Source organism: Alteromonas sp. KUL17 (assembly GCF_006538305.1).
GTDB lineage: Bacteria > Pseudomonadota > Gammaproteobacteria > Enterobacterales > Alteromonadaceae > Alteromonas > Alteromonas macleodii.
Window position 1 is genome coordinate 25569 of the sequence record NZ_BJKJ01000005.1, and the last position, 22285, is coordinate 47853.

Below are 22285 nucleotides of genomic sequence, written 5' to 3' on the forward strand. Positions count from 1 at the left end.
CATTCACAAAAAATATGGCAGAAATACAAACCATAAATTAAAAAACTATCTCTATACACACTACACTGGGTGAACAGATAAATGTATAGAGGTAGTTATGCAAGGATATATTACTAGAGGCCGACTACAGGTTGCCGAACAACTCGATAACTTTATTAATGAACAGGCACTTCCTGGCACAGGCGTAGATAAAGACACCTTTTGGCAAGGTGCAGAAACCCTCTTCGAAAAATTCATTCCTCAAAATCGCGCGTTATTAGAAAAGCGAGAACAGTTTCAGCGCGCTATCGACGATTATCATAAAGCTGGTAACCCGGTAAACGGAAACGAATATACCGACTTCCTAAAAAGCATTGGTTACCTTGTTGAGCAGCCGTCACAAGTAAGTGCACAAACACAAAATGTAGACGCCGAAATAGCAACAATGGCAGGCCCTCAGCTAGTCGTGCCAATCAACAACGCTCGCTATGCACTTAACGCGGTAAATGCCCGTTGGGGTAGCCTTTACGACGCACTATACGGCACTGATGTCATCAGCAATGAAGGTGGAGCAGAAGCGGGAAAAAGCTACAACCCCGTACGCGGCGCCAAAGTAGTTGCGAAAGCGAAAGTCTATCTAGATAGCATGATACCCCTTGCGAAAGGCAGCCACGCTGACGTTACTGAGTATAAGATTGAATCGGGTAAATTGGCGATCACTCTTGCCGACGGCGATGAAACCACCTTAGCAAACACAGAGCAATGGCAAGGATACCAAGGTGACATTAGCGCACCGTCAAGCCTGCTATTTGCACACAACGGTCTGCATTTTGAAATTCAACTAGACCCGACTCACCCTATTGGCGAGAGCGATGCCGCAAACGTAAAAGACGTACTGGTTGAAGCTGCATTAACCACCATTATGGACTGCGAAGATTCCGTTGCTGCTGTTGACGCTGAAGACAAAACCTTGGTGTATAGCAACTGGTTAGGCTTAATGAAGGGCTCGCTAAGCATTGAAATGACAAAGGGCGGCAAGCAGCTTGTTCGCGCTATGCATGACGATAGAAGCTACCAGCCGTCTAAACACGCTTCACAAGACGAGCTAAAAGATGGCGAACTAGTACTTTCTGGTCGAAGCCTTATGTTTGTTAGAAACGTGGGCCACCTTATGACTAACAATGCTATGCTCTTTGACGGCGAAGAAGTGCCAGAGGGGATCATGGACGGTTTAGTCACTTCACTTATCGCAAAGCATGATCTTTTAGGAAACAGCAAATTTAAAAACAGCCGCGAAGGCAGTATTTATATTGTTAAACCTAAAATGCACGGGCCGGAAGAAGTTGCATTCTCTAACGCATTGTTTGGTGCTATCGAAGCCATTATCGATGTTCCAGCTAATACCCTTAAAATGGGCATAATGGATGAAGAACGCCGCACAAGTATCAATTTACAAGCATGTATTGCCGAGGCTACTTCACGCGTTGTGTTCATTAACACGGGTTTCTTAGACAGAACCGGTGATGAAATTCATACCTCAATGCTTGCCGGCCCTTTTGCAGAAAAAGCCGCGCTCAAGTCTATGGCGTGGATTAAGGCTTATGAAACTGCAAACGTTGCAGTAGGCCTTCGCTGTGGTCTTTCTGGCAAAGCGCAAATTGGTAAGGGCATGTGGCCAATACCTGACGAAATGCAAAATATGATGACCGCCAAAATAGGTCACCCTAAGGCCGGCGCTAATACTGCTTGGGTTCCCTCACCTACTGCTGCAACACTGCACGCGCTTCATTATCACGATGTAAATGTGTTTGACGTTCAAAAGTCGCTAGATGAAAACTTTAGTGGCCTTGCTGACATACTTACCATTCCATTGTTAGAAGATGCCTCTGCTTTGACGCGTGAGAGTATTAAGCGTGAAATCGACAATAACGTTCAGGGCATTTTAGGCTACGTTGTACGCTGGGTTCACCAAGGCGTAGGCTGCTCTAAAGTTCCTGACATCAACAATGTAGGCTTGATGGAAGACCGCGCGACGTTGCGTATTTCATCTCAGCATATCGCTAACTGGCTAGAGCACGGCATTGTAAGTGTAGATCAGGTAAAAGAGTCTTTGGCTCGTATGGCTGTCTTAGTAGATGAGCAAAATGCGGGGGATCCTGAGTATATCCCTATGGCACCTGATTTAGACAGCTCAATTGGCTTCTTAGCCGCAAGCGATCTAATCTTCAAAGGTAAAGAGCAGCCTAGCGGTTACACAGAACCTTTACTGCACGCCCGTCGCCGCGAAATGAAGGCAAAACTTGCGGCGAGCTAGTACAAAATATGAGGGCTAAGAATTGGAATCTAATAGCTATATTCCATACGGTAAAACACCAAAGAATTAGCTAGCTAGTTTCAAGCCTCATTAGAAGCATTTGAATAAGGCTCACTCTGTTAATAAACAGAAGTGAGCCTTTTTATTTATTGCTGGTGTATCACTAATGCGTTTGCATTTATTGTCGCGACACGTGAAATCAATTCGCAAACACACTCAAAGCGAATTGTGTAGCGATATGGCAACACTTTAGACTAAAGATATCGCTTATCTCCCCCTTGATACTTTGCTGATAATGCATGAGTAAACTACGCTTTTATAGTGTGGGGCGCAGCGTTTGTTATTCCGTTGGAACTAAACACTTAGCGCAAAGCCTCCTTAGTTTGGAGTATGCACATGCAGATAGCCTCGGCAGCAATACCGAATAATTTATTACAGGCGAACGTCACGCAAATTGTGCCCATCTTTTCAGGTGGAGGAACAAGATTGAGCGCCCATATCGGCATCATTAAAGCGCTGCAGGACATGAACGTAGGTTTCGACACTTTAGTGGGTGTATCAGGTGGCTCGATTATCGCTTCGCTTTACGCCAAAGGTTACACAGTGGAGCAAATGCGAGAGCTCGCACTGGTTACTGATTTCAAGCAATTCACTGAATTTTCACTCGTAAGATTACTCCGGGAAGGCGGACTTTCTTCTGGCGACGTATTTCAACGATGGATTGACGAACAGTTGGAAGGCGCAGTGTTTGCCGACCTCCCACTCAACCTGCATATTCTCGCTACCGACGTAAACGGCGGCGGACCAGTTTTGTTCAACAAACAAACCTCTCCAGATATGAAGGTGTCAGAAGCAGTGCGGTACTCTATGTCGATACCGCTCATCTTCTCGTTCAAACCCTTTAAAGAGCACTTGCTAGTAGACGGCGCTATATTGTCTGAAGATGCGCTGTTTGAAGATTGGCGAGGCGATGGCACGCCATCAGTATGCTTCAGACTGCAAAGCACCGAACAAAAACGCAAGGCCATTAAAAAGAACTTACTTCAACTGCCGCAATACGTCAGCATGCTTATTCGCACGTTTATGACGGCAATATCCAGGGAGTACGTCAATGCGAAGTATTGGCACAATACCGTGGTGGTGAATACCGGGGAGATTTCCGCGGTAGATTTTTCGCTTACACCTGAAATTAAGAACACACTTTTTGAGCTCGGTTATGCAACCACGAAAGAGTTCTTGCCCAAAAAGTGTGCGGGATTTATGAGAAGCAGTGCACTTTAACGGTTTCAGAAGGTAATTATAAGTCGCTAGCGCTTACACTTTATAAAAGTCACGATACCAGTCGACAAACGCTTTTACGCCTGTTTCAACATCGATAGATGGCTGGTACCCAGTATCTTCAACGAGCGACGACACATCAGCATAGGTGTCAGGCACATCGCCCGGCTGCATAGGAAGAAGTTCTTTCTTCGCCTCAATGCCCAATGCACTCTCAAGGGTTTCAATAAACTTCAAAAGGTGCACTGGTGTTTGCGCACCAATATTGTAAACCTTATAGGGCGCCTTACTCGTACTTGGATCTGGATTGCCGCCGTCCCAATTCTCATTAGGTTTAGCCACATTATCCAATGAGCGAATTACGCCTTCAACGATATCATCGATATAAGTGAAGTCACGACGGTGGTTACCATAGTTGTAAACCTGTATTGTTTTACCTTCCAAGGTAGCCTTAGTGAACTTGAAAAGCGCCATGTCTGGACGGCCCCAAGGCCCGTAAACAGTGAAAAAGCGCAGCCCCGTTGTAGGCAAGTTATACAGGTGACTATAAGTATGTGCCATTAGCTCGTTAGCTTTTTTAGAAGCCGCATACAAGCTAACTTGATGATCTACGTTATGCTGTTCTGAAAACGGCATAGTTTCATTCGCACCGTAGACTGAGCTAGATGACGCGTACACCAAATGCTCGACTTTATTATGGCGACACCCTTCTAGAATATTCACAAAGCCAACAATATTTGAGTCGACGTAAGCGTTAGGATTTTCAAGTGAATAACGCACACCAGCTTGAGCAGCCAAATGCACCACTCTATCAAATTTGTGCTCTTCAAAAAGCGCAGCCATTTTGTCGCGCTCCTCTACCCCCCATCTCGATAAATGAAAATAAATCAGCTGCAGTAGATGATTTAATCTCGTCTAGACGAGCGTGCTTTAAATTCACATCGTAATAATCGTTAATGTTGTCAATCCCGACAACTTTGTCACCACGATTGATAAGGTATTGCGATACAGCTGCGCCAATAAAGCCGGCTGCTCCGGTGACTAAGATTTTCATTTATTGTTCCTTAACATCCTTTCTTTGGACATGATGACGATTTTCAACATCTCCTGTAACTGATTTGACAATGCTTTGCCAAAGTTTAGAGGCAGTATGTTTCACCAATATATTAAATGGCATTTTTAATAAATGTCCGCGAACGAAAGCTAACCACTGTGCTAGACCCCGAAACTTTACATCAACTAAGCGGTGATTTGCGGCAAGAACCTTACCAAATATAAAATCATTTAATCCTAATCTAATGCCCTTTGGTAATGGCTGTTTGAAGCGTTGATAAATGTGGGCTGGAATTTGTCTGTCAAAAACTCTTTCTAGATATCTAAATGCTAAAAATAATTCGTTTTCAAAGCCGGTGTTCCCCGCAAGGCTAAACAAATAACTTAATTCGACATCGTCATCAATGATTTCATCTAGCAATAACGATAAATCCGACAAATCTCTAAAACCGTTAGTAAATTCCTCTGAGAAAAACAAATGTATAGCGGAATGAAGGAACATTGCCGCAGGCCGAAGTACTTCAACTCCATATTCGGTCTCTACGGTGGATTCAAAAAAGAACTCAATATTTGGGGCTCGCCCACTTACAACAGGAATGATATTGTGATGAACATCTAAGACCGTTCCCCGCTGAAAATGACGCAGAGGAGGGATTTCGTGGGCCCACTCTCGGTAGTACTTTTGGTCATATTCAGAGTCCGTGTCTGAGACAAAACCAAACAAATGAAGTGCTCTCTCAACTTTCGGAATATCATTTTTAAGCAGCAAAAGGTCAATATCTGAAAATATTCTCCCCTTTGCAGCTTTGCTTCCTGCGATAACGTACCCTGCCCCCTTCAATACAATTAATTTTCTAGTTAATGCCCCGCTTACTTTGGAATTAACAAGTTTCACCTCATGTACAACTTGATTATGAAAAAGGGTTTCGTGACGTATACTTGCAACCAGATGAGCATGCGCTCTAGGTGGTATATATAAATCGTGATCAGAACTGTTTAAAAGTATTGAAGCCACTCTCGGTAGTAAGGAATTAGCTCTAGCAACAAGGATTAAGTCACGCCACTCTGTAGCGGAAAGCGAATCTGGAAAATTCTTGGTTAAAATACCCGTCAAGATTTCTCGTATACAGCGTGACACTAGAAACGCACCTCGCTTTCCAAGATGTTTCTCAACTCATCCACGTTACTGTATGTCGCTTCTAATAAAAGCAGATTAGGTAGTTTGCTAGAGATGAACTCGAAACCTTCGTGACCAAACAGATCGAAATTAAAAGCATTTTCAATCAGCATATTTAATGTGGAAATTTGAGTCATTGAAAAGACATCTGTAGAGCTACCAGCGACAAATTTTGGAAAAACCACAGCAAATAACTCAGCATCTTCATTACAACGCCTAACAGCGTCAGTTGGAGGTCTCACATGTGCTACGTCCCCTTTTTGAGTATCTGTTGCAATATCAGAGATAAAGGCTTCCGGAAACCAGTCTTTTACGAGTGAGATAGAGTTATTTTTTAAACATATAGGCCGCACAAAAGGTAAAACTCTTCCGGTTTCGGTGTCTAACACCGCCATTTCATCTGACAGTAGCCGCCAGCCAGAAAGTGCAAGACTAGCGCACAAAGTGCTCTTTCCAGAGCCAGGAGGTGCAGGAAAAATTACGGCTTTGCCATTTTTTTCCAATACGGCAGCATGGAAGATTAAGTATTTATGATAAAAATTCGCTACACACCAGTTCATCCCCCACTCGAAAAGTGGATACGCATGCGCAGATGGCAACGGCTTGAATGGGATATGCCCGTCTAACTTGAAGACGGCCTGTGGTCTAAAAAATCGGCGGAAATTTAAAGGTCTCTCAACTGAAATATTAAAATCAAACCAATATGAGTTAAGTGAGACTTTATAATCCTGATAAAGCTCTGAAACTGTTTTTGTAACTTGTGAGAAGGAAGAACTTACATTAACTGATATTAAGCCGAACTCGATATTCAATTCTGACTTTTTAACAGCATTTAAATATTGAGCTTCAGCTAGCTCTGACAATAACAAACCATTACGCCTTAGAAAACTATTAATCTATCAGGTTATTGTGAGAAAGTAAGTCAGTGAATTCAGAAATCTCATCGTCAGAAAGTCCAAACTCATCTCCATCCAACTCAGGTAAAGCCGGGAATTTCACTGAATCCTTCCAAACAGTTACCAGGCACTGGTATTTAGAAGGGAGAAACAACACTCGGTAAGAAGGCATAAACTGAATAGCGACTCCCGAATCGTCGGGAGCGCAAAAAATACTAATTGACAAACGTAACATTTGAAAATTTACGAATAGGTAGCCTTGACGGCCCTTTTAAACTGCTCTTTTGTAAATACAATACCTATATCGTCATACAATTCTTGCACATATCTTTCAGCAGTTTTCCCAGCAGGCAAAGGGTACCGTTCACTTTTAGCATTAAGGTAGGCGACCACTAACGCTTCGTTTCCCCCTAGCTTATTATTATCACTCAGAAAAGATTTAATTTTTCTTGAAGCGTCTGGGTTGCTACCAAACGGCATCCTTCCAATATCAAAAACATCTTCCCAAGCAACGTTGGACACTCCCTCTGCAGCTCTTTTGCTGGAGTTCCCTAATATTGTTTTCCACTCAGCAGGACCTAGTCCGTTTATGTTAGTGGAATTACATTCATGGTTATTTGACAAATTTCCTGACAGGTTGCCAGAAACAGAGCACCCAGTCGCAGAACTCCCTCCAGCCCATGCCGTTTTTGAAGCTAGTGCCGCTACAACACCGCCCGCGGCAGCCTTAGTGATAAACTGACGACGTGAATTCATACCTGTCTTAATGTCCTTATTAACATTCGAGTGCTTCATAAATTTTCTCAGACTTTATTATTTGCAGCGTTAAGGGTATTTAAAGCAAAAAAGGAGCCAATTATAAATAGCTTACTTATCAAACACTTACATACAACATAAAATTGTGCGTTAAAAATACTGACAACGTACGCGCTTCAAATTACAACGTTTGATTGAATTATAGCCCAAACAAAAACCACATTACCACTTATAAGAGAACAATCCTTTGTCAAGTAATCGACAAAAGAGTGGCTAGTACATCAGCTTTTAACATCGCTAATAAGAGTATGAACATACTTAACAGGAATCGCATAAGAAATACCTGTTGGCGAAGACAAAGCACTTTCTTTCGTGTCCTTTACTAAAACTTTATTGATAACGCCAACCACCTCTCCCGATTCAGGGTCGTACATAGGGCTTCCACTATTTCCGGGGTAAGCAATAGCATCCAGTTGATATATCAGACTAACTCTATCTAGTCTCTCCATCATCTTTAAGTTTAATTGTTGTGAATTCATTGCTGGTATAGCGTCAGGCGTTATTGCTGAAACGTAGCCACGGTGAGTCGCAGGGTAAATCCCCAATATCGCTCCAATGGGAAAGCCAGTAAACGCTATGTCAGTGCCTGGTCTCAGCATGTTTTTAGAAGATAATGTTACAGGAGTCAAAATGCTATCTAGCTTTAACAAAGCTAGATCGTGCTTAAGATCTATTTTAATAATCTCTGCTTTTACTTTTTTAACAACCGTACCTTCGCCACTAAGCACTACGTAATTTTCAACATACTTCGGATCTAGCGCTTCAGACACTACATGATAGTTGGTTATAGCATAAGAACCATCATCAACTATGAAGCCCGTTCCTAAGACCCTAGGAGATGCATGTTTAAACGGAGCATCTAACGCAATCGCAACGGTACTCTTTGTAACGCTCTCAACTACATCAATAAATTGTTGTTCTGCGCGCAAATGAGTTGATGTGGCCAACCAGAATATAGTACAAAACCCCATTAGCTTGTTTAAACTACCTACCATTTTTAAAAATCGAGCTAACACTAGGACGTTGCTAACTGTGCATCTTTTAAGAGAGCTGTTTTTCATTATTTCTTCACCGTTAAGCTTAATTTGCTTGATTTTAGCTATTGCCTTAATTCTGAGGCAGTTTAATTTCAAACGATTATGCAAAGCATGCTTGTATAGTGTTATATCACTAGCGTTGCTAACAACACAGCCTTACTTTGCAGATCTACTTTTATATCCTTTGGAACATGAAATAGCGTACTCAGAAACATTAGTGGAGTTCGAAGGAACAGACTTTATCGTCACTCCCGCTTGTTATTACTCTACAGTCGGCAAGGTGTCAGAAATATCAAGATGGAGTCATTGCTCCCTACAAAGACTAGTTCAAGCAAGTAAGCTTTCAAAGGAACTAAATAAACCAATTTTGGTGACGGGGGGAAATTTTTTGCATGACCCTGATACAAACTATTCCCAAAAAGCGTTTGACTTGCTTCTTGACCTTGGCGTTCCTCGTAAAAATCTAATTTTGGTAGCTAAAGGTATCGACACTGCAAGTGAAGTAGAGTCGATAAAAAGCTATATAACCAAAAAAATGTTATTCTCGTTACGTCAGCTACACATATGAAAAGAGCTTCGTTACTCCTCTCCGAACATTGTAATGAGATTAATATTTTCCCAGTTGATTTCCACAGCTCGGGAAGCCTAGCTCCCTACCTCAAGATACCATCTGTAAGCGCTATGCGCAGAGTGGAGATAGCGCTATACGAATATGGAGCTCGCGTAAAGTATTTCTTGTTTAGTTAAATTGCTTTGAAAAGCAGAAAATATGTGCGTAATGTTAGCGAAACAAAGGAAATGGATTCAACCATGAATAAAAAACAAATATTACTTTTAGGCTTAACTGGACTTCTGTCACTCGGGTGTACACAAGAAACTGAGCAAGATAAATTTTTACTAGCCGAGAAGGACTTTGAAGCTAGGGCCTACGAAAAATCAATTATTCAGTTGAAGAGCTTAGTCCAGGAAAATGAAACGTTTTTGGATGCTAGACTTCTGTTAGCAGACGCATATTTGAAGACTGGTCAGATATTAAATGCAAAGAGGGAATACACTCGCATACTCGAAAGTGTTAATGAAGAGAATACTGACAAAGCCTTTTCGGCGGTAGAAAACTACTTTTTACTGAGTTTTTTTAATCAGGAATTCGAAGATATCGAATCTTTCACAACTACTTTTCCAGACTTACAAACGAATTCAAAAATTAATAGACTTAACGATAGATTCTTGATCCTTTTGGGAAATTCCGAGAAAAAAAGCGCCAAAACCCAAGATTCATTAGACCAGGCTCTTATCGCATTAGAGAGTAATGTTTCAAACCAAAAACTGAAGCTATCTCAAGAGGAAACCACTGCTATCGAAACCAAAAGCGATGGTCTTTTCTTACCCATGTTAGGGCACTATTATCTAGCTAGCGGTGAGGCTACAAAGTGTATTGATACCTTTGAAAAAGTGAATGAGCAGCTTTTTACTCACCCATACTCTACCCTACGGTTGGCGCAGTGCCATTACAATATTAAAGAATATGACAAAGCTCTGTTGTACTCCAATGAAGTTTTGTCTCGATTTCCCGAGCAACCGTTGGCGAACAGGTTGAAAGGAACGATCAATTTTCTTAACGGCTCTCTTGATGAAGCTGAACAATATCTACTCAAAGCTACAGATTTTTATCCCAATGACAGCGCCCTTAAAACTTACCTTGGAACGCTATACCTCCAACAGGGATATTACGAGAAGGCATTTCAACAGCTAAAAGGAGCGAACTCAGTATTTCCAAAAGGACATCCTGCCAGAAAAGTACTCGCTATAACCGAGATAAAACTTGGGAATTACGAGAGAGGGATCGAAGTATTTAAAAATAGCTTAGTTGATAGCGACGAAGCTAATCTTTCGCTATTTGCTATTGCCGCCAACGCTGCTCAAGCAGAAGGCGATATCAATACAAGAAATCAACTCATCCAAAGTATTGCTTCGATCGAAACCTCTTCTTTATCGTCTGAATTTCACAAGTTTTCTCAATTAAATAAATTTAAAACAAATTCAGAGGGAATGAATTTTGATTTCATTCCTTTAGTAGCACCTGAGAATGGTGCTCTAGCGCAGGTAATGATTGGAACACTTTATCAGTACAATCAAGTAGAAAAGTTAAAACAGATAGCTGAAACATGGCAAAGCAAAAACAAAGAGGCAGCAATATTTGCGAGCAGCGTCGCAAGCTATCTGGAAGGCGATTACAACACTGCTCTTGATAGTCTTCAGAAAAATAAAGTCGATAGCCCTCTAAAACATACGCTACTCGTTGAGTCACTTTTAGCGACTCAAAATGCTAAGAAAGCAAGTGAATATCTAGAGGAAGCAATATCAACTGAAAAACCTGACCTACTATTGCTTAATCAGCTCTTTATCGTGAATTTGGAAAATAACTATAGTCAGAATTACGTCTATAAAGTAACCGACTCACTTATTGAAAAATCTTTTGAATTTGAGCTTTTGAAAGCTAAATTTTTACTACTTGAGAGCAAAAATAAAGAATCCTTAAGCTCTCTTTCTCGCTACGAAACAAATGCTAAACAACTAAATTCTTCATATTGGAAGTTACTATTAAAAAATAAAGTAATGGCGGCAGAACCTGAAGAGGTTTTGATAGCGTTGGATGATTGGATAAAAAACACCCCCGACGTTCCGGATGCTTATATTGCTAAAATAAATTATCTTGAGACGTTAGGAAACGCGAATAAAGCACTAGAAACAACAGAGCAAGCTCTCAAGAAGTTTGACGATCCGAGATTACAGTTACTTCAAGTCAACTTTTTGTTGTTAACAAGTTCGTTAGAGTTAGCTAAACAGAAGTTCGCTCAAATACCGAAAGCAACTCAAAATACTCCTCTAGGCAGAGGGATATCGGCAAGCTTTGCATTGACAAGTAAAAATTTTGCTTTAGCCGAAGAAAGACTCTCGGAAGCCTATGAAAAAGCACCTAGCCCGCGAGTCGCTTCCATGATGTTCAGCGCACTGATGAACCAAAGAAAAACTAGCGAAGCAATTTCATTCTTAGAAAAGCATGTTTCGTATTTACCGTCAGATATTATCAATATGCGCTTATTGGCAGACGCTTTAGTTGAGAGAGATATGCTAAAAGCTCGTAGTTATTACATATTCCTGCTTGAAGCTACGCAAAATAACCATGTTGTCATGAATAACTTAGCCTGGATCGAGAACGAGCTTGGTAATAAACAGAATGCATTAACACTAATTGAAAAAGCGTTAGAATTAAAACCAAATGATCCTAATTACGAAGATACACTGGAATTAATAAAAATTAACTTAACCTTCAAGGTTTCCATAAACAATTGTAGCCCAAAGTAGGTCTAGACAGCCTATTTGGGCTATGCTTATCTAATAGTAATACCGTTGCCAATAAGAGAATGACAATGCTAAAGCAATTGTTTAAAAAAATGGATAGCAACCCACTGCTTAAGAATGTGTCTAAATCACTCCAGACCAAGCTTGCAAACCGAGAAGTAAGTAAAATAGCTATTCACTTTAAACAGTTTTTTAATACCACCATAGCAAATGACCAAGCCACTAAGGAACTGTCATTCAGGATAAGACATGATGTTTACTGTACTGAGCTAGCGTTCGAGCCGGAAAAACTAGACGGCATGGAAAAAGATGAATTTGATCAGCACTCAATCCATTGTTTAGTCCAGCACAAAGGTTCAAAAAACTTTGCAGGCACAGTTCGCATGGTTATGTCGAATTCTTCTGAGCAACTGCTCCCCATTGAGCAATTTTGTAGTCATGCTTTAGAAGATGAAGTCCTTCATCCAAAAAAATACAAGCGTGAAGAGATTTGTGAAATATCGCGCCTCGCTGTTCCCGCGCAATTTCGAAAACGGAAAACTGATCAGTATGAGGGCGCAGGAACTGGTGTGATTGATGAACATAGTTTCTCACAAAACGAAATGCGTTGTTTTCCCTTCATCGCTATAAGTTTATACTTTATGGCCGCAACGGTTACACAACAAAAAGGCATCAATCATATTTTCGTAATGATGGAACCCAGACTTGCGCGCAGCCTCAGGTTTGTAGGAATCCCTTTTACTCAAATAGGAAAGGTGACCGAGTATCATGGGAAAAGAGCACCCTATCATATCGACCCCAAAGTTTTATTTCAAACGCTATCCCCTGGTTTTAAGAAGTTGATGATGGTCATTGGAAAAGACATGAAAGAGCAGCTCAATGATGTCTAAAAAGCTGGAATTGGTGAACAAAATAGAAGCTATCGTTGGAAAACCGAATGTTCTTACACATGGAGAAATGTTTGACGAGTTTTCTACAAGTACAATGAAGGAACAAACACACCCTTGTGCAGTAATTATACCGAATAACAAAAATGATGTTTTCCAAATAGTTAAATTGTTCAACGATGTTAATAGCCAAAACGATGAAAAGTTCCAATTACACCCTATAAGCAGTGGAAAAAACTGGGGCTATACATGCTCGGAAGCGGGAAGCGACAATGCTTTTTTACTGTATCTAGTTAATCTTAATAACATCACAGAATATGACGATACTTTAGGTACGGTACGAATTGGGGCTGGTGTTACCCAAAAGCAGCTTTATGACTTTTTAAAGGAAAAAGGCCTTAAGTTTTGGATGGACGCAACGGGCTCATCAGTAGATTGCAGTGTTTTGGGCAACAGTTTGGAGAGAGGCTTTGGTCATACTCCCGCCGGAAACCACTTCGAGTTCATTAGTGACTTAGACGTAGTTTTAGGAAATGGAAAAGCTATCTCAACTGGGTTTAGACAATTTTCTGACGAATCAAAACGATTTGCGAGTGAAGGCATATACAAGTGGGGCGTAGGCCCCTACGTAGACGGGATTTTTTCTCAATCAACGCTGGGAATTGTAACAGAGGCAACACTTAAACTTATAGCTGCCCCCGAATGCTATCTTCCATTCTTTATTTCAACGCAGAAAGACACAAACATTAATGTGTTGGTCGATAGAATTCGTGACTTACGAGAAAGGCAAGTTGTAAAAAGCTGCGTCCACATAACAAATCTCGATAAATCACTCCAGGCAGCCCTTGATGAAAGTGACTGGCCCCTATCAAAGCTTTCACTATCAGACGAAGATAGAAAGAGACATACAAAAGCTTACATGTTAAATGAATGGACGGCATCAGGGGCACTTTACGGAAGTGTTGAAGAAGTAGAAGTTTGGAAGAAAAAATTAAACGCACGTTTGCAAATGGAGAGTTTAAAGTACAGTTCATTAGCGAAGCTAAATTCAAATGGTTAAAGAGAATTGCCCCGAAAGTTTCTCAATTAAGCGGTTTAAAAGTAGACAAAACTCTCGACAAATTAAATAGTCTAATGAAACTCAAACGCGGTGAACCTACTAATGATTTTCTAAAGAGTGTGCATTATAAATTAAGCCAACTTCCTCTAGACCGAGACTTCACAAAACTTGAAAGAAACAAGGTGGGTCTTATATGGCTCGCGCCTACTGCCCCTGCGACAGGAAAAAATGCTGAAAACTTAGTGTCTATTGTTTCTGAAATTCTAGAGGAATTTGATGTTGAGTCTGCAATATCAATGACTGTACTCACGTCAACAGCAATCGAATGTGTCATTTCACTACTTTACGACCGACAATCCGAAAACTCAGATCGTCAAGCAGAACGCTGTCACGAAGCTTTAATCAAACGGTTTATACACAGTGGCTATCTAACCTACAGATTCAATAGTTTCCAACATCGAGATTATGATGACTTCTATTCCTCAACTTTAATTACGAGTATCAGAGAGATAAAGTACACATTAGATCCAAATTCTGTGATAGCTTCTGGTCGTTATGGATTATAAGAAAGTGTCAGATTATTTAACAGCTTGCTATCTCCCCCTTTTTTAAAAATCATGAAAAAACAATTAAATCAATAACTTGCAATGCTGGCACACTGCCTGCTTTAGATTATTAGACAGTCGCCACTAATCGTTATGTAGTCAGTAGTTGCGAAGTACCAAATCTTTATTCATGAGGAATAGGCATGAAAATTTCTAAAATCACAAAGAGCTTAGTAGCCGGGTGTGCTTTAGCAGGCGCTTCGCTTTCTGCAAACGCTGGCGTTGTGGCAACATCTTACTTGGACGTGCAATCTTTTGGTATCGTTGCGTACTATGATGCGGCACTGACACAGCAGGTTGCTCCTCAAGACCTAGCAACATTCATTGAGATCACGGGAGGTCTGCGTTCAGCTTCTAGTAGCACTGGCTTTAACGGTGTTGGTCTTCCTGACTCGCCCGTTTTTGCAAATGACGCAACGAGTTTTGATCTAGCTGAAAACACAGCGGACGGTGTATTTGATTGTACAGGCCCTTCGTGTGGGATTCTCGGTGTCTCTAACAATAGCTTAGTTGGCAACTACGCCGACGCACTAGCTGTTCATAACGATAGCCTTGCAAATGGCTATGGCTATGGCATGGCTGATTCGATAGTAAGTGGTAACGCACTTGCTGACCCAACTAGCCAAGCATCAGGATTAACATACGCAGCAGCATCTGTCGGCAGCAACAATAATGTCGCTTCAGGTAACTCAGACATTGCAGATGCGCTTACCACTGCGCTAGAAATTACTGTACAAAACGTCTCTGAATTATATCTTGGATTTGTTGCGACTTACTCACTTATCGTCGATGCATCTCAATCAATAGGTTCAGACCAGGTTTCTAATGCAACGACCTCAGCAATTCTTTCTGTAGGTTTGGGAACTGATTCTTCGAATGGCACAGGCGGTGCGCTTGGATTTAACTTTGGTGGTGGCTATGTCGACATCGGCCCAACGCTTTTAAGCAGAAATCTTGTTAATGAAGGGGATGATTTCTCTGGAAGTGACACTGGAGTATTTGTTACTACCGGCACGAGCGATAGCGGATTTTTCCGTGTAGGTACTGGTGATTACCAGGTTGATATTAAGCAGGAATCAACGGCTCGTGTGTCCCTAGTGTCAGCGCCTGGAACGCTAGCAATAGCAGGGTTGGGACTTCTAGGTTTAGCTGCGGCAAGACGCAGAAAGTCTTAAAAAACGATTAAAAGTATCTTAGAAGCCCTCATTCGAGGGCTTTTTTTATTTTACTTAAACCACTTATATCGTTAGGCTTGTGAACCTAGCATTCTAAACTTAAAGTTTGTTTATGGCAGTATTCTTAGAGCGTAAGATTTTAGCTTCATTTGAAGAAGCAAAGTCATTTCTTAGAGAAGTTCATGAGTACATTGAAGTGCCAACACCTTTTACATCTCTGGTTTGGCAAGAGTCTTGGGCATCTTCTCTGCGACTATTCCCTGCTATTTACGTCTTCAAATTAGATAGCCATCCTATAGGCTATTGTTGGATAGCGTGTAAAAAGACGCTGCCCTTTCCTCCTTTAAACTCATGGTATTTAAACCAATCTGGCATTACCAGTGAAGACCAAATTTGGATTGAATACAACACTATAATTTGCTCAAAGGCACACGAACAAGCATGCCTTATATCTCTTTTAAATGAAGCCAAAAAAAATCATGTTTGTAAGCTATATATCTCTATGTCACGCGATATATCAATCGACAAAAAGCTAATTGAAAACACCTTTGATGTTATTGCCGAAACAATTAATGGCTATCGAACCTCTTTACTTACCTCAAACCTAGACAAGCAATTGTCAAAAAACACCCGTTCTCAAATTCGCCGCTCTACCAGATTGCTTGAAGACCATTATGGCTCCATTTCAGTAAATGAAGCATCAAAAGCCCAGCTTCATAGTTATTTCGATAATTTAGGCGCACTACATAAAAAGAAGTGGAGCGACAGCACAGAAGGTAGTGGATTTAACAACCCATCTTTTCTCTTGCATCACGGATATTTATTAGAAAATTTTTCTAAATATGTAAGTATCGCAGAAGTGAAAGCAGGCGCTACATTGCTGGGATACACTTATAATCTCGTTTTTGGTGATACAGTTTATTTTTACTGCTCAGGCATAAATTACCAGTTTACAAACAACAAAATTAAACCAGGGTATACCTTGCATTTTGCTTTGATGGAATATTATCGAAACAAAGGTTTTCATTGGTATGATTTCTTAGGTGGAGAAAGTCGATACAAAAAAAGTCTTTGCACAGAAACTTATGCTTTCAAAAATTTGACTTTATATACTGAGTCCATAGAGGGTCGATTAGCCAGATTACTTAATCGTCTTAAACAGAAATTTTCTTCAAAACCTTCGCCGGATTCCCTCCAACGATAACTCCCTCGGGCACGTTATCAACAACAACCGAGCCTGCTGCTACTACACTTCCTTTGCCAATATTGGCCATAACCAGTGCACCGTTGCCCAACCAACAGTTCTCTCCTACAGAGACTTTCGTGAAAACGCCGCCCTGATCTTTAATCGGCTTTTCTGGGTCAGAAAACTTGTGTTGTCCTTTGCCACTCATAATGTGCACACCGCTTCCCAACAAAGTATTTTTCCCAATAGCGCATTTACCAATGTTACATTGCGGACCTATGTACACCCCCTCGTCAATCTCAGTATCTTGTTGTGAAAACAACGTGGCGAAACCGATGAGAACGTTTGGCGCACACGAGGTCATGACAAATCGATAAAAGCCCGAACGTAAATAACACCCTAGTTTACCGGGTATAAGCGATAGCAGCTGGCTAAAAGAGGAAAGCAGCGAGTCTTTGTTTACCACAATAGACAGCATTAAATACATAAGCGTGAAAGGAAACATTACAAGTGCACAAAGGGCAAAAAAACTCTTCTTAATTATTGATTTCATATTCGTGCCATTGCCACTTTCAATGGGCTCAGTTGTTGTTCCCAGCTATATTCGCTAACTATTGCTTGATAGCTACGTTGAGCTTTATGTTGCGATAGCTCAAAGTTCTCAATACTTTCCACGCATGCAGCTACAAAGCTGTCCACGTCATCTACTATCCACATGCTGTCGGCGTTGGCAAACGAGATCCCTTCAGCTCCCATAGACGTGGTTATTATCGGTAATTTACATGCTGCCGCTTGAAGCACTTTGTTCTGCACGCCCCTTGCCAACCTAAATGGCGCCACAAACGCATGAGCTTGGTGAAAATAAGGCAATATATCATCGACAAAGCCCGTGACATCTATGCCATTGCGGTCTGACAACGCCTTTATTTCTTCAACAGGGTTCATACCACCCACGGTAAATTTTGCATTCGGCGTTTTTTCACGAATGAGTGGCCAGCAATTTTTAACAAACCAAAGTACCGCGTCTACATTAGGTTTGTAGTCCATCACGCCCGTGAACAAGAAATGCGGCGCAGTGCTTATTGTCGTCGCGCAAGGCTGCGTTTTCGCTGGATAAAACGCATCGAAGTCTAATCCGTTTCCAAGCACGGTTATCTCTTTCGATGAGTCTACTGAAGAATTAAATAGCTGCGCCTCTTCGCTTGCAATCAAAAAGCACTCATCAAACCGTTGGTTTGTTTTAGCCTCAAGCTTTTTTACACCTTTGCTTTCACGCTGGTATACGTAGCGCATTAAGAAAGGAGAAGAATCTGCGTATTGCGCCCACTTATCTGAATCAACGTCCATGAAGTCCATAAACAAGCGACAATGGGTAGTGTTGTAATAAGGCGAGTTGAAGATGTAATAGCTTAAACTCGACGCGGTTAACAGCAGCGCATCCTCACCCTCTTTCAGTTTTTCATCAATAACATGTTGAAGTGTTTTTGAGTAAAACGCCCCAACACTTATGGGCAAACCTTGCAGTAAGGCCGAAGCATAACGGGTGAATTTACTACCTAACTGGTAAGAGTTAACCGAAATTCCAAGATGCTTGGCTAACGCTTCAGCATTTTTTTTATCTTCTGCAGTTTCTATGAGAGAAAAAACTTCGACTTCGTACCCTAAGCGATTTAGAAATTCAATTTGATGATATGTTCTAAGTTTTTCGCCCTTATTTGGGGGATACGGTACTCTTTGCGACAACACGCAAACTTTCGACATCAGCGCCTTCCAAGCTATCTTCAGTATTTTTACTTGTCCTGTAGTCATACTACTTCGAAGCAAATATAAGGTCAAAGTAACAAATTAATGATGAAGGCTACACAAGTGGCAATTCCATTGGCATACTAGAGTCATTATGCATATGTTCATCAAGAACATTGCTCACGGAAGAAATAAAGAAAGCAGTAATGACACAAACGGTTGGAACTATCCAGGTTGCCTTTTTAGCCAAAGAGACGTGCGGACATTTTAAAACAGGGTTGCCCTGCCCTAAGGGAATGTGGCCCGCCGTCACTCAATTTCGGCTTGCCGCAAACGGAATACTACTAACTGATGCTTTTATCAAAACCTCGCAGCTATGGCCAGATGGTTCAATAAAGTGGTTGTTATGTGAAGGTTTGATTGATTTACAGCGCCATTCGGTAAGCGATGAAATAGTTCTGACGTTAGAAGCGGTGGAGAGCGACTCACCATCGATCAAGCTTGTCTCACCTGTAAACAATAACGATGAGGCGCTTTCACTTTCTCTGGACAGTGGCAAAACATTCACAATTAACAAAGCCAAGCCTTTTCAGTTTGTAACCGACAAGCACTTATCCAGCTCTTTCGATATTGTTGATATTAATCCTCAATCGATAACCCCTATTGCATTCTCTTATGCTCTTCATTGCAATAACAACGAATACAGCGCATTAACCGTTGAACAAAAATACGAGATTAGGCTTGGCAGCGATAAAAAGCTGATTGTTGAAACAGAAGCGTCAATCTTCCTTAGTACCGGAACGGTTTGTGCTCATTTAACAATGCGAAACCCAAGCGCAGCATCACACCCAAATGGGAAGTGGGACTTGGGAGACCCAAACAGTATTTATTTAAAAGAATGCTGTATCTCGTTCAAAGGTAAATCGCTAGAGTCTACGCTGACGCTAAATTCTGATATCTTTAGTTCATCTGAATATGAAGAGCTGACACTTCATCAGGCTTCCAGTGGTTTTAAAAACTGGCAAAGTCCAGTTCATGTAAATCAAGACAACATTAACTCGCTTCCGTTTCGCGGTTTTAAACTTTACCATCCAGAGCACTTATTGCTTTCAGGTGACCAAGCAAAACCGCAAATTAAGATTTCAAACATCGGTAGCACTTTTAGTATTCATGTTGATAAGTTTTGGCAAAATTTTCCTTCTTCAGCACATTTAACAGCAGACAGTTTAAGCGTTAGCTTGTTAGGTTCAAGGCATAGTGAATGTACTGAACTTCAGCCTGGTGAACAAAAAACACGATGCATCTCAATCGCACCTTTTGAGATACAATCACTGCAAGTAGTCATTGATAGCGCTTGGTTAAAAAACGCATCTGTTTTGCCTTTTCTCCCTTCTAAATCATGCGAGTTTGACTCACTTATAAAAAATGGCATTGAAAGTTCGTCTTCTTTTTATCAAAAGCGGCTCGATATCGACGAATTTGGCTGGCGACATTTTGGTGAGTTGTATGCGGATCACGAAAAGGCACTCGTACCTGACGAGCCCTTTTTCGTGTCACATTACAACAATCAATACGACCCTATATTTGGAATGCTGATGCAGTGGTTGTTAAGCGGCGATCCTCGTTGGTTTGAACTAGCCGATGATCTTGCCAAGCACGTTGCAGATATTGATGTTTATCATACTAGTGACGATAAGCCCGAGTATAGCGGCGGACTGTTTTGGCATACCGACCATTATGTTCAGGCATATACAGCTTCTCATAGAACGTACTCTAAACATCAGCCGTGTGGTGTTTACGATGATCATGCTGGAGGCGGCGGTCCGGGTGGTCAACATTGTTATACCAATGGCCTCACTTTGCATTATTTGCTTACTGGCTACACACCGTCTCGAGATGCCGCATTAACCATAACGCAATGGGTAACCAATTATTATGAAGGCGACGGTACGCTACTCGGTGCTTTACTTGCGTTGAAAAACAGTGAAACCCCAGGTTTAAAAACGTAAAAACTGGCAAATATCCACTTGATAGGGGTACTGGAAACTATATTCAGGCTTTGCTCGATAGATTTGAATTATTAGGCAACTTTAGCGATGTTGAAATGGTTGGCCATATAATACGAAACACCATTTCAACTTCAGACAGGTTTGAGCCGCTTAGTGATGTAGAGAACGCATGGTTTTACACTGTACTATTACAGGCCGTTTGTCGTTTCATTACGTTGAAACTCCAGCTACAGCAGTATGATGAAGATTATCAGTATGCTACTAAGTCTATAGTTCACTACGCCTTATGGATGGCGGAGAACGAGTATGCCTATTTAGATAAGCCGGAAATTTTAGAGTTCCCAAACCAAACTTGGAGTGGTCAAGATTTAAGAAAAGTCTGTATTTTGCGCTTTGCAGCAAATCTCCTTGACGAGGCAACAAAATCAGCAGCTATTGCAAAAGCCGAGGTGCTAGAAAAAACTGTGCTAGAAAGGCTAAGTAACAGTGTGGAAAGCGAGTCGACCAGAGTTTTATGTTTGATGATGCAAAATAGCAACTTTATTGCTTACCAGGGCGCATCAGAATGTGTTAAGAACTTTGATTTCAACAAGAACAGCTCGCTATCTGACTTGAAGCATAATTCAAGAACGCCAGCAAAGCATTTACTAAAGCATTTAAAAAACTTTTCTATGGCACGAGAACATTCGCAATTAGTTAAGCGTTTTCCACAATTTCAAAAATGGTTGGGTAAACCATGAGCATTAAAACCAGCTTTATCATTCCGCACAAAGGCCGCGAGGAGATGCTTGTAGATACAATACAAAGCATTGCCGATTTAGAGACGCCTAAAACTGAGTTTGAAGTGATTATTGTTAGTCAAAATGACAGTATTTCTGAGCGGATATCATCGTTTAGCGATTTTCTCAAGCTCACCGTTATTTATAACGAAGAAGATCACACTATTTCTCATTCTCGTAATAAAGGTGCAAACGCATCGTGCGGTCAGTTTCTTGCATTTTTAGATGCTGATATACAGCTGGCTCCAGACTGGCTGAATATAATGCTTAGTGAGCTTAACAAGACCACCAATACCGTGCTGATATTTGGAACTCAAAAACCATCTTTCAATGCAAATTCTATTGAAAAAATAAGAAGCCATTTAGCATCAGCAACCTCCGGTCATTTTACGGATAGCGCTCCAGGTGCAAATTTATTTTTAAGCCGAAAAATATTCGACCAAGCTGGAGGCTTTCCAGAAAATTTAAAAACCTGTGAAGATATCTACTTTACAAATAAAGTTTCGCAGCACGGTTTACTGTTTCATGAACCAAGCGCAAAATTTATTCATTTAGGCGAAGATAAAAGCTTCATTGAAATGTTCAAAAAAGAAATGTGGCGCGGCCAATCAAATGTTGCTTCACTAAAAGGAAGAAATATACCAATAAGGGAAATACCAAGCTTTATTGTCCCTTTTGTTGTCAGTATTGGCATTGTGCTAGCACCAATACTTTTTTCATTGGAACTCTACATAGCACTATTTGTAAATTTGATTTTTGTACTACTTCCTTTAAGCGCGTATGTTATCAGGCTCAAAAAACTAGTAAAAAAATCTGTACCTTTAATGTATTGTGCCTTTTTTTATTCACTTTATTTCCCAGCAAGAGCAATCGGAACAGTTATAGGAGTTCGCGGCGCTGTAGCTACCAGCTCGCATAACGCATAAAT

At 41.0% G+C, this 22285-nt stretch carries 19 protein-coding genes and 1 pseudogene; 13 read left to right on the top strand and 7 right to left on the bottom strand.

From position 1 onward, the window contains the following. The first annotated feature begins 97 nt into the window (after positions 1-97). A complete protein-coding gene (locus KUL49_RS06345) occupies positions 98-2293 on the top strand; it encodes a malate synthase G (protein WP_131136696.1) in 2196 nt (731 codons plus the stop codon). Positions 2294-2689: 396 nt separating this feature from the next. Continuing rightward, positions 2690-3574 (top strand): patatin-like phospholipase family protein, encoded by an 885-nt coding sequence (locus tag KUL49_RS06350; RefSeq protein WP_014977059.1) that lies wholly within the window; start codon positions 2690-2692, stop codon positions 3572-3574. 33 nt (positions 3575-3607) lie between these two features. On the opposite strand, the pseudogene KUL49_RS06355 reads toward KUL49_RS06350, so the two are convergent. From KUL49_RS06355 to KUL49_RS06375, 5 genes and pseudogenes are all read right to left on the bottom strand, one after another. After that, positions 3608-4625, bottom strand: a pseudogene (locus tag KUL49_RS06355) (NAD-dependent epimerase). Further along, positions 4626-5738, bottom strand: coding sequence for a nucleotidyltransferase family protein (locus KUL49_RS06360; protein ID WP_165477880.1), 1113 nt, complete (start codon positions 5736-5738; stop codon positions 4626-4628). It lies immediately after the preceding pseudogene. 23 nt (positions 5739-5761) lie between these two features. After that, a complete protein-coding gene (locus KUL49_RS06365) occupies positions 5762-6670 on the bottom strand; it encodes an HprK-related kinase A (RefSeq protein WP_165477881.1) in 909 nt (302 codons plus the stop codon). Between the two features lie 270 nt (positions 6671-6940). After that, positions 6941-7453, bottom strand: coding sequence for a twin-arginine translocation signal domain-containing protein (locus tag KUL49_RS06370; RefSeq protein WP_165477882.1), 513 nt, complete (start codon positions 7451-7453; stop codon positions 6941-6943). A gap of 281 nt (positions 7454-7734) precedes the next feature. Continuing rightward, the gene (locus KUL49_RS06375; protein WP_242633743.1) at positions 7735-8529 is read right to left on the bottom strand and encodes a S1C family serine protease; all 795 of its coding nucleotides are present in this window, start codon (positions 8527-8529) and stop codon (positions 7735-7737) included. Between the two features lie 16 nt (positions 8530-8545). On the opposite strand from KUL49_RS06375, the gene KUL49_RS06380 reads away from it, so the two are divergent. The 8 genes from KUL49_RS06380 (at position 8546) to KUL49_RS06415 (ending at position 16844) form a co-directional block, all read left to right on the top strand. Continuing rightward, entirely contained in the window at positions 8546-9118 is a 573-nt protein-coding gene (locus KUL49_RS06380; RefSeq protein WP_165477883.1) for an ElyC/SanA/YdcF family protein, read from the top strand. Next, complete coding sequence (locus KUL49_RS21515) at positions 9115-9297, top strand: hypothetical protein (protein WP_131136702.1); 183 nt, start codon at positions 9115-9117, stop codon at positions 9295-9297. Before KUL49_RS06380 ends, KUL49_RS21515 begins: the two co-directional genes overlap by 4 nt. A gap of 63 nt (positions 9298-9360) precedes the next feature. Continuing rightward, positions 9361-11916, top strand: coding sequence for a tetratricopeptide repeat protein (locus KUL49_RS06390; protein WP_165477884.1), 2556 nt, complete (start codon positions 9361-9363; stop codon positions 11914-11916). A 65-nt stretch (positions 11917-11981) separates the two neighbouring features. Further along, a complete protein-coding gene (locus KUL49_RS06395; RefSeq protein WP_131136704.1) occupies positions 11982-12803 on the top strand; it encodes a PEP-CTERM/exosortase system-associated acyltransferase in 822 nt (273 codons plus the stop codon). Continuing rightward, positions 12793-13860 carry an FAD-binding oxidoreductase gene (locus KUL49_RS06400; RefSeq protein WP_131136705.1) on the top strand — a complete coding sequence of 356 codons (1068 nt, stop codon included), beginning with the start codon at positions 12793-12795 and terminating at the stop codon, positions 13858-13860. Before KUL49_RS06395 ends, KUL49_RS06400 begins: the two co-directional genes overlap by 11 nt. A 74-nt stretch (positions 13861-13934) precedes the next feature. Further along, the gene (locus tag KUL49_RS06405; protein WP_131136706.1) at positions 13935-14426 is read left to right on the top strand and encodes a hypothetical protein; all 492 of its coding nucleotides are present in this window, start codon (positions 13935-13937) and stop codon (positions 14424-14426) included. Between the two features lie 182 nt (positions 14427-14608). Further along, on the top strand, positions 14609-15640 hold the full coding sequence (locus KUL49_RS06410) for an EDSAP-1 family PEP-CTERM protein (protein WP_131136707.1): 1032 nt from the start codon (positions 14609-14611) through the stop codon (positions 15638-15640). A gap of 112 nt (positions 15641-15752) precedes the next feature. Continuing rightward, positions 15753-16844, top strand: coding sequence for a GNAT family N-acetyltransferase (locus KUL49_RS06415; protein WP_131136708.1), 1092 nt, complete (start codon positions 15753-15755; stop codon positions 16842-16844). Here the strand turns inward: KUL49_RS06415 and KUL49_RS06420 are convergent. Together KUL49_RS06420 and KUL49_RS06425 are read right to left on the bottom strand one after the other, a co-directional pair. Further along, complete coding sequence (locus KUL49_RS06420) at positions 16795-17379, bottom strand: acyltransferase (RefSeq protein ID WP_131136710.1); 585 nt, start codon at positions 17377-17379, stop codon at positions 16795-16797. The genes KUL49_RS06415 and KUL49_RS06420 overlap by 50 nt on opposite strands. Next, on the bottom strand, positions 17376-18587 hold the full coding sequence (locus tag KUL49_RS06425) for a TIGR03087 family PEP-CTERM/XrtA system glycosyltransferase (protein WP_131136712.1): 1212 nt from the start codon (positions 18585-18587) through the stop codon (positions 17376-17378). The genes KUL49_RS06420 and KUL49_RS06425 overlap by 4 nt, the downstream gene beginning before the upstream one ends. A 188-nt stretch (positions 18588-18775) precedes the next feature. On the opposite strand from KUL49_RS06425, the gene KUL49_RS06430 reads away from it, so the two are divergent. From KUL49_RS06430 to KUL49_RS06435, 3 genes are all read left to right on the top strand, one after another. Next, positions 18776-20578 (top strand): hypothetical protein, encoded by a 1803-nt coding sequence (locus KUL49_RS06430; protein WP_242633744.1) that lies wholly within the window; start codon positions 18776-18778, stop codon positions 20576-20578. A 215-nt stretch (positions 20579-20793) separates the two neighbouring features. After that, positions 20794-21318, top strand: a complete 525-nt coding sequence (locus tag KUL49_RS21095) for a hypothetical protein (protein WP_242633745.1) — start codon at positions 20794-20796, stop codon at positions 21316-21318. Beyond that, positions 21315-22283, top strand: coding sequence for a glycosyltransferase family 2 protein (locus KUL49_RS06435; RefSeq protein ID WP_131136713.1), 969 nt, complete (start codon positions 21315-21317; stop codon positions 22281-22283). The genes KUL49_RS21095 and KUL49_RS06435 overlap by 4 nt, the downstream gene beginning before the upstream one ends. Positions 22284-22285 lie beyond the last annotated feature (2 nt).

Excerpts from the sequence above, each read along its gene's own strand:
- KUL49_RS06400 (WP_131136705.1), top strand. The coding sequence starts at position 12,793 with ATGATGTCTAAAAAGCTGGAATTGGTGAACAAAATAGAAGCTATCGTT.
- KUL49_RS06395 (WP_131136704.1), top strand. The coding sequence starts at position 11,982 with ATGCTAAAGCAATTGTTTAAAAAAATGGATAGCAACCCACTGCTTAAG.
- KUL49_RS06415 (WP_131136708.1), top strand. The coding sequence starts at position 15,753 with ATGGCAGTATTCTTAGAGCGTAAGATTTTAGCTTCATTTGAAGAAGCA.
- KUL49_RS06390 (WP_165477884.1), top strand. The coding sequence starts at position 9,361 with ATGAATAAAAAACAAATATTACTTTTAGGCTTAACTGGACTTCTGTCA.
- KUL49_RS06420 (WP_131136710.1), bottom strand. The coding sequence starts at position 17,379 with ATGAAATCAATAATTAAGAAGAGTTTTTTTGCCCTTTGTGCACTTGTA.
- KUL49_RS21515 (WP_131136702.1), top strand. The coding sequence starts at position 9,115 with ATGAAAAGAGCTTCGTTACTCCTCTCCGAACATTGTAATGAGATTAAT.
- KUL49_RS06350 (WP_014977059.1), top strand. The coding sequence starts at position 2,690 with ATGCAGATAGCCTCGGCAGCAATACCGAATAATTTATTACAGGCGAAC.
- KUL49_RS06410 (WP_131136707.1), top strand. The coding sequence starts at position 14,609 with ATGAAAATTTCTAAAATCACAAAGAGCTTAGTAGCCGGGTGTGCTTTA.
- KUL49_RS06345 (WP_131136696.1), top strand. The coding sequence starts at position 98 with ATGCAAGGATATATTACTAGAGGCCGACTACAGGTTGCCGAACAACTC.
- KUL49_RS06405 (WP_131136706.1), top strand. The coding sequence starts at position 13,935 with ATGAAACTCAAACGCGGTGAACCTACTAATGATTTTCTAAAGAGTGTG.
- KUL49_RS06370 (WP_165477882.1), bottom strand. The coding sequence starts at position 7,453 with ATGAATTCACGTCGTCAGTTTATCACTAAGGCTGCCGCGGGCGGTGTT.
- KUL49_RS06425 (WP_131136712.1), bottom strand. The coding sequence starts at position 18,587 with ATGTCGAAAGTTTGCGTGTTGTCGCAAAGAGTACCGTATCCCCCAAAT.
- KUL49_RS06435 (WP_131136713.1), top strand. The coding sequence starts at position 21,315 with ATGAGCATTAAAACCAGCTTTATCATTCCGCACAAAGGCCGCGAGGAG.
- KUL49_RS06430 (WP_242633744.1), top strand. The coding sequence starts at position 18,776 with ATGACACAAACGGTTGGAACTATCCAGGTTGCCTTTTTAGCCAAAGAG.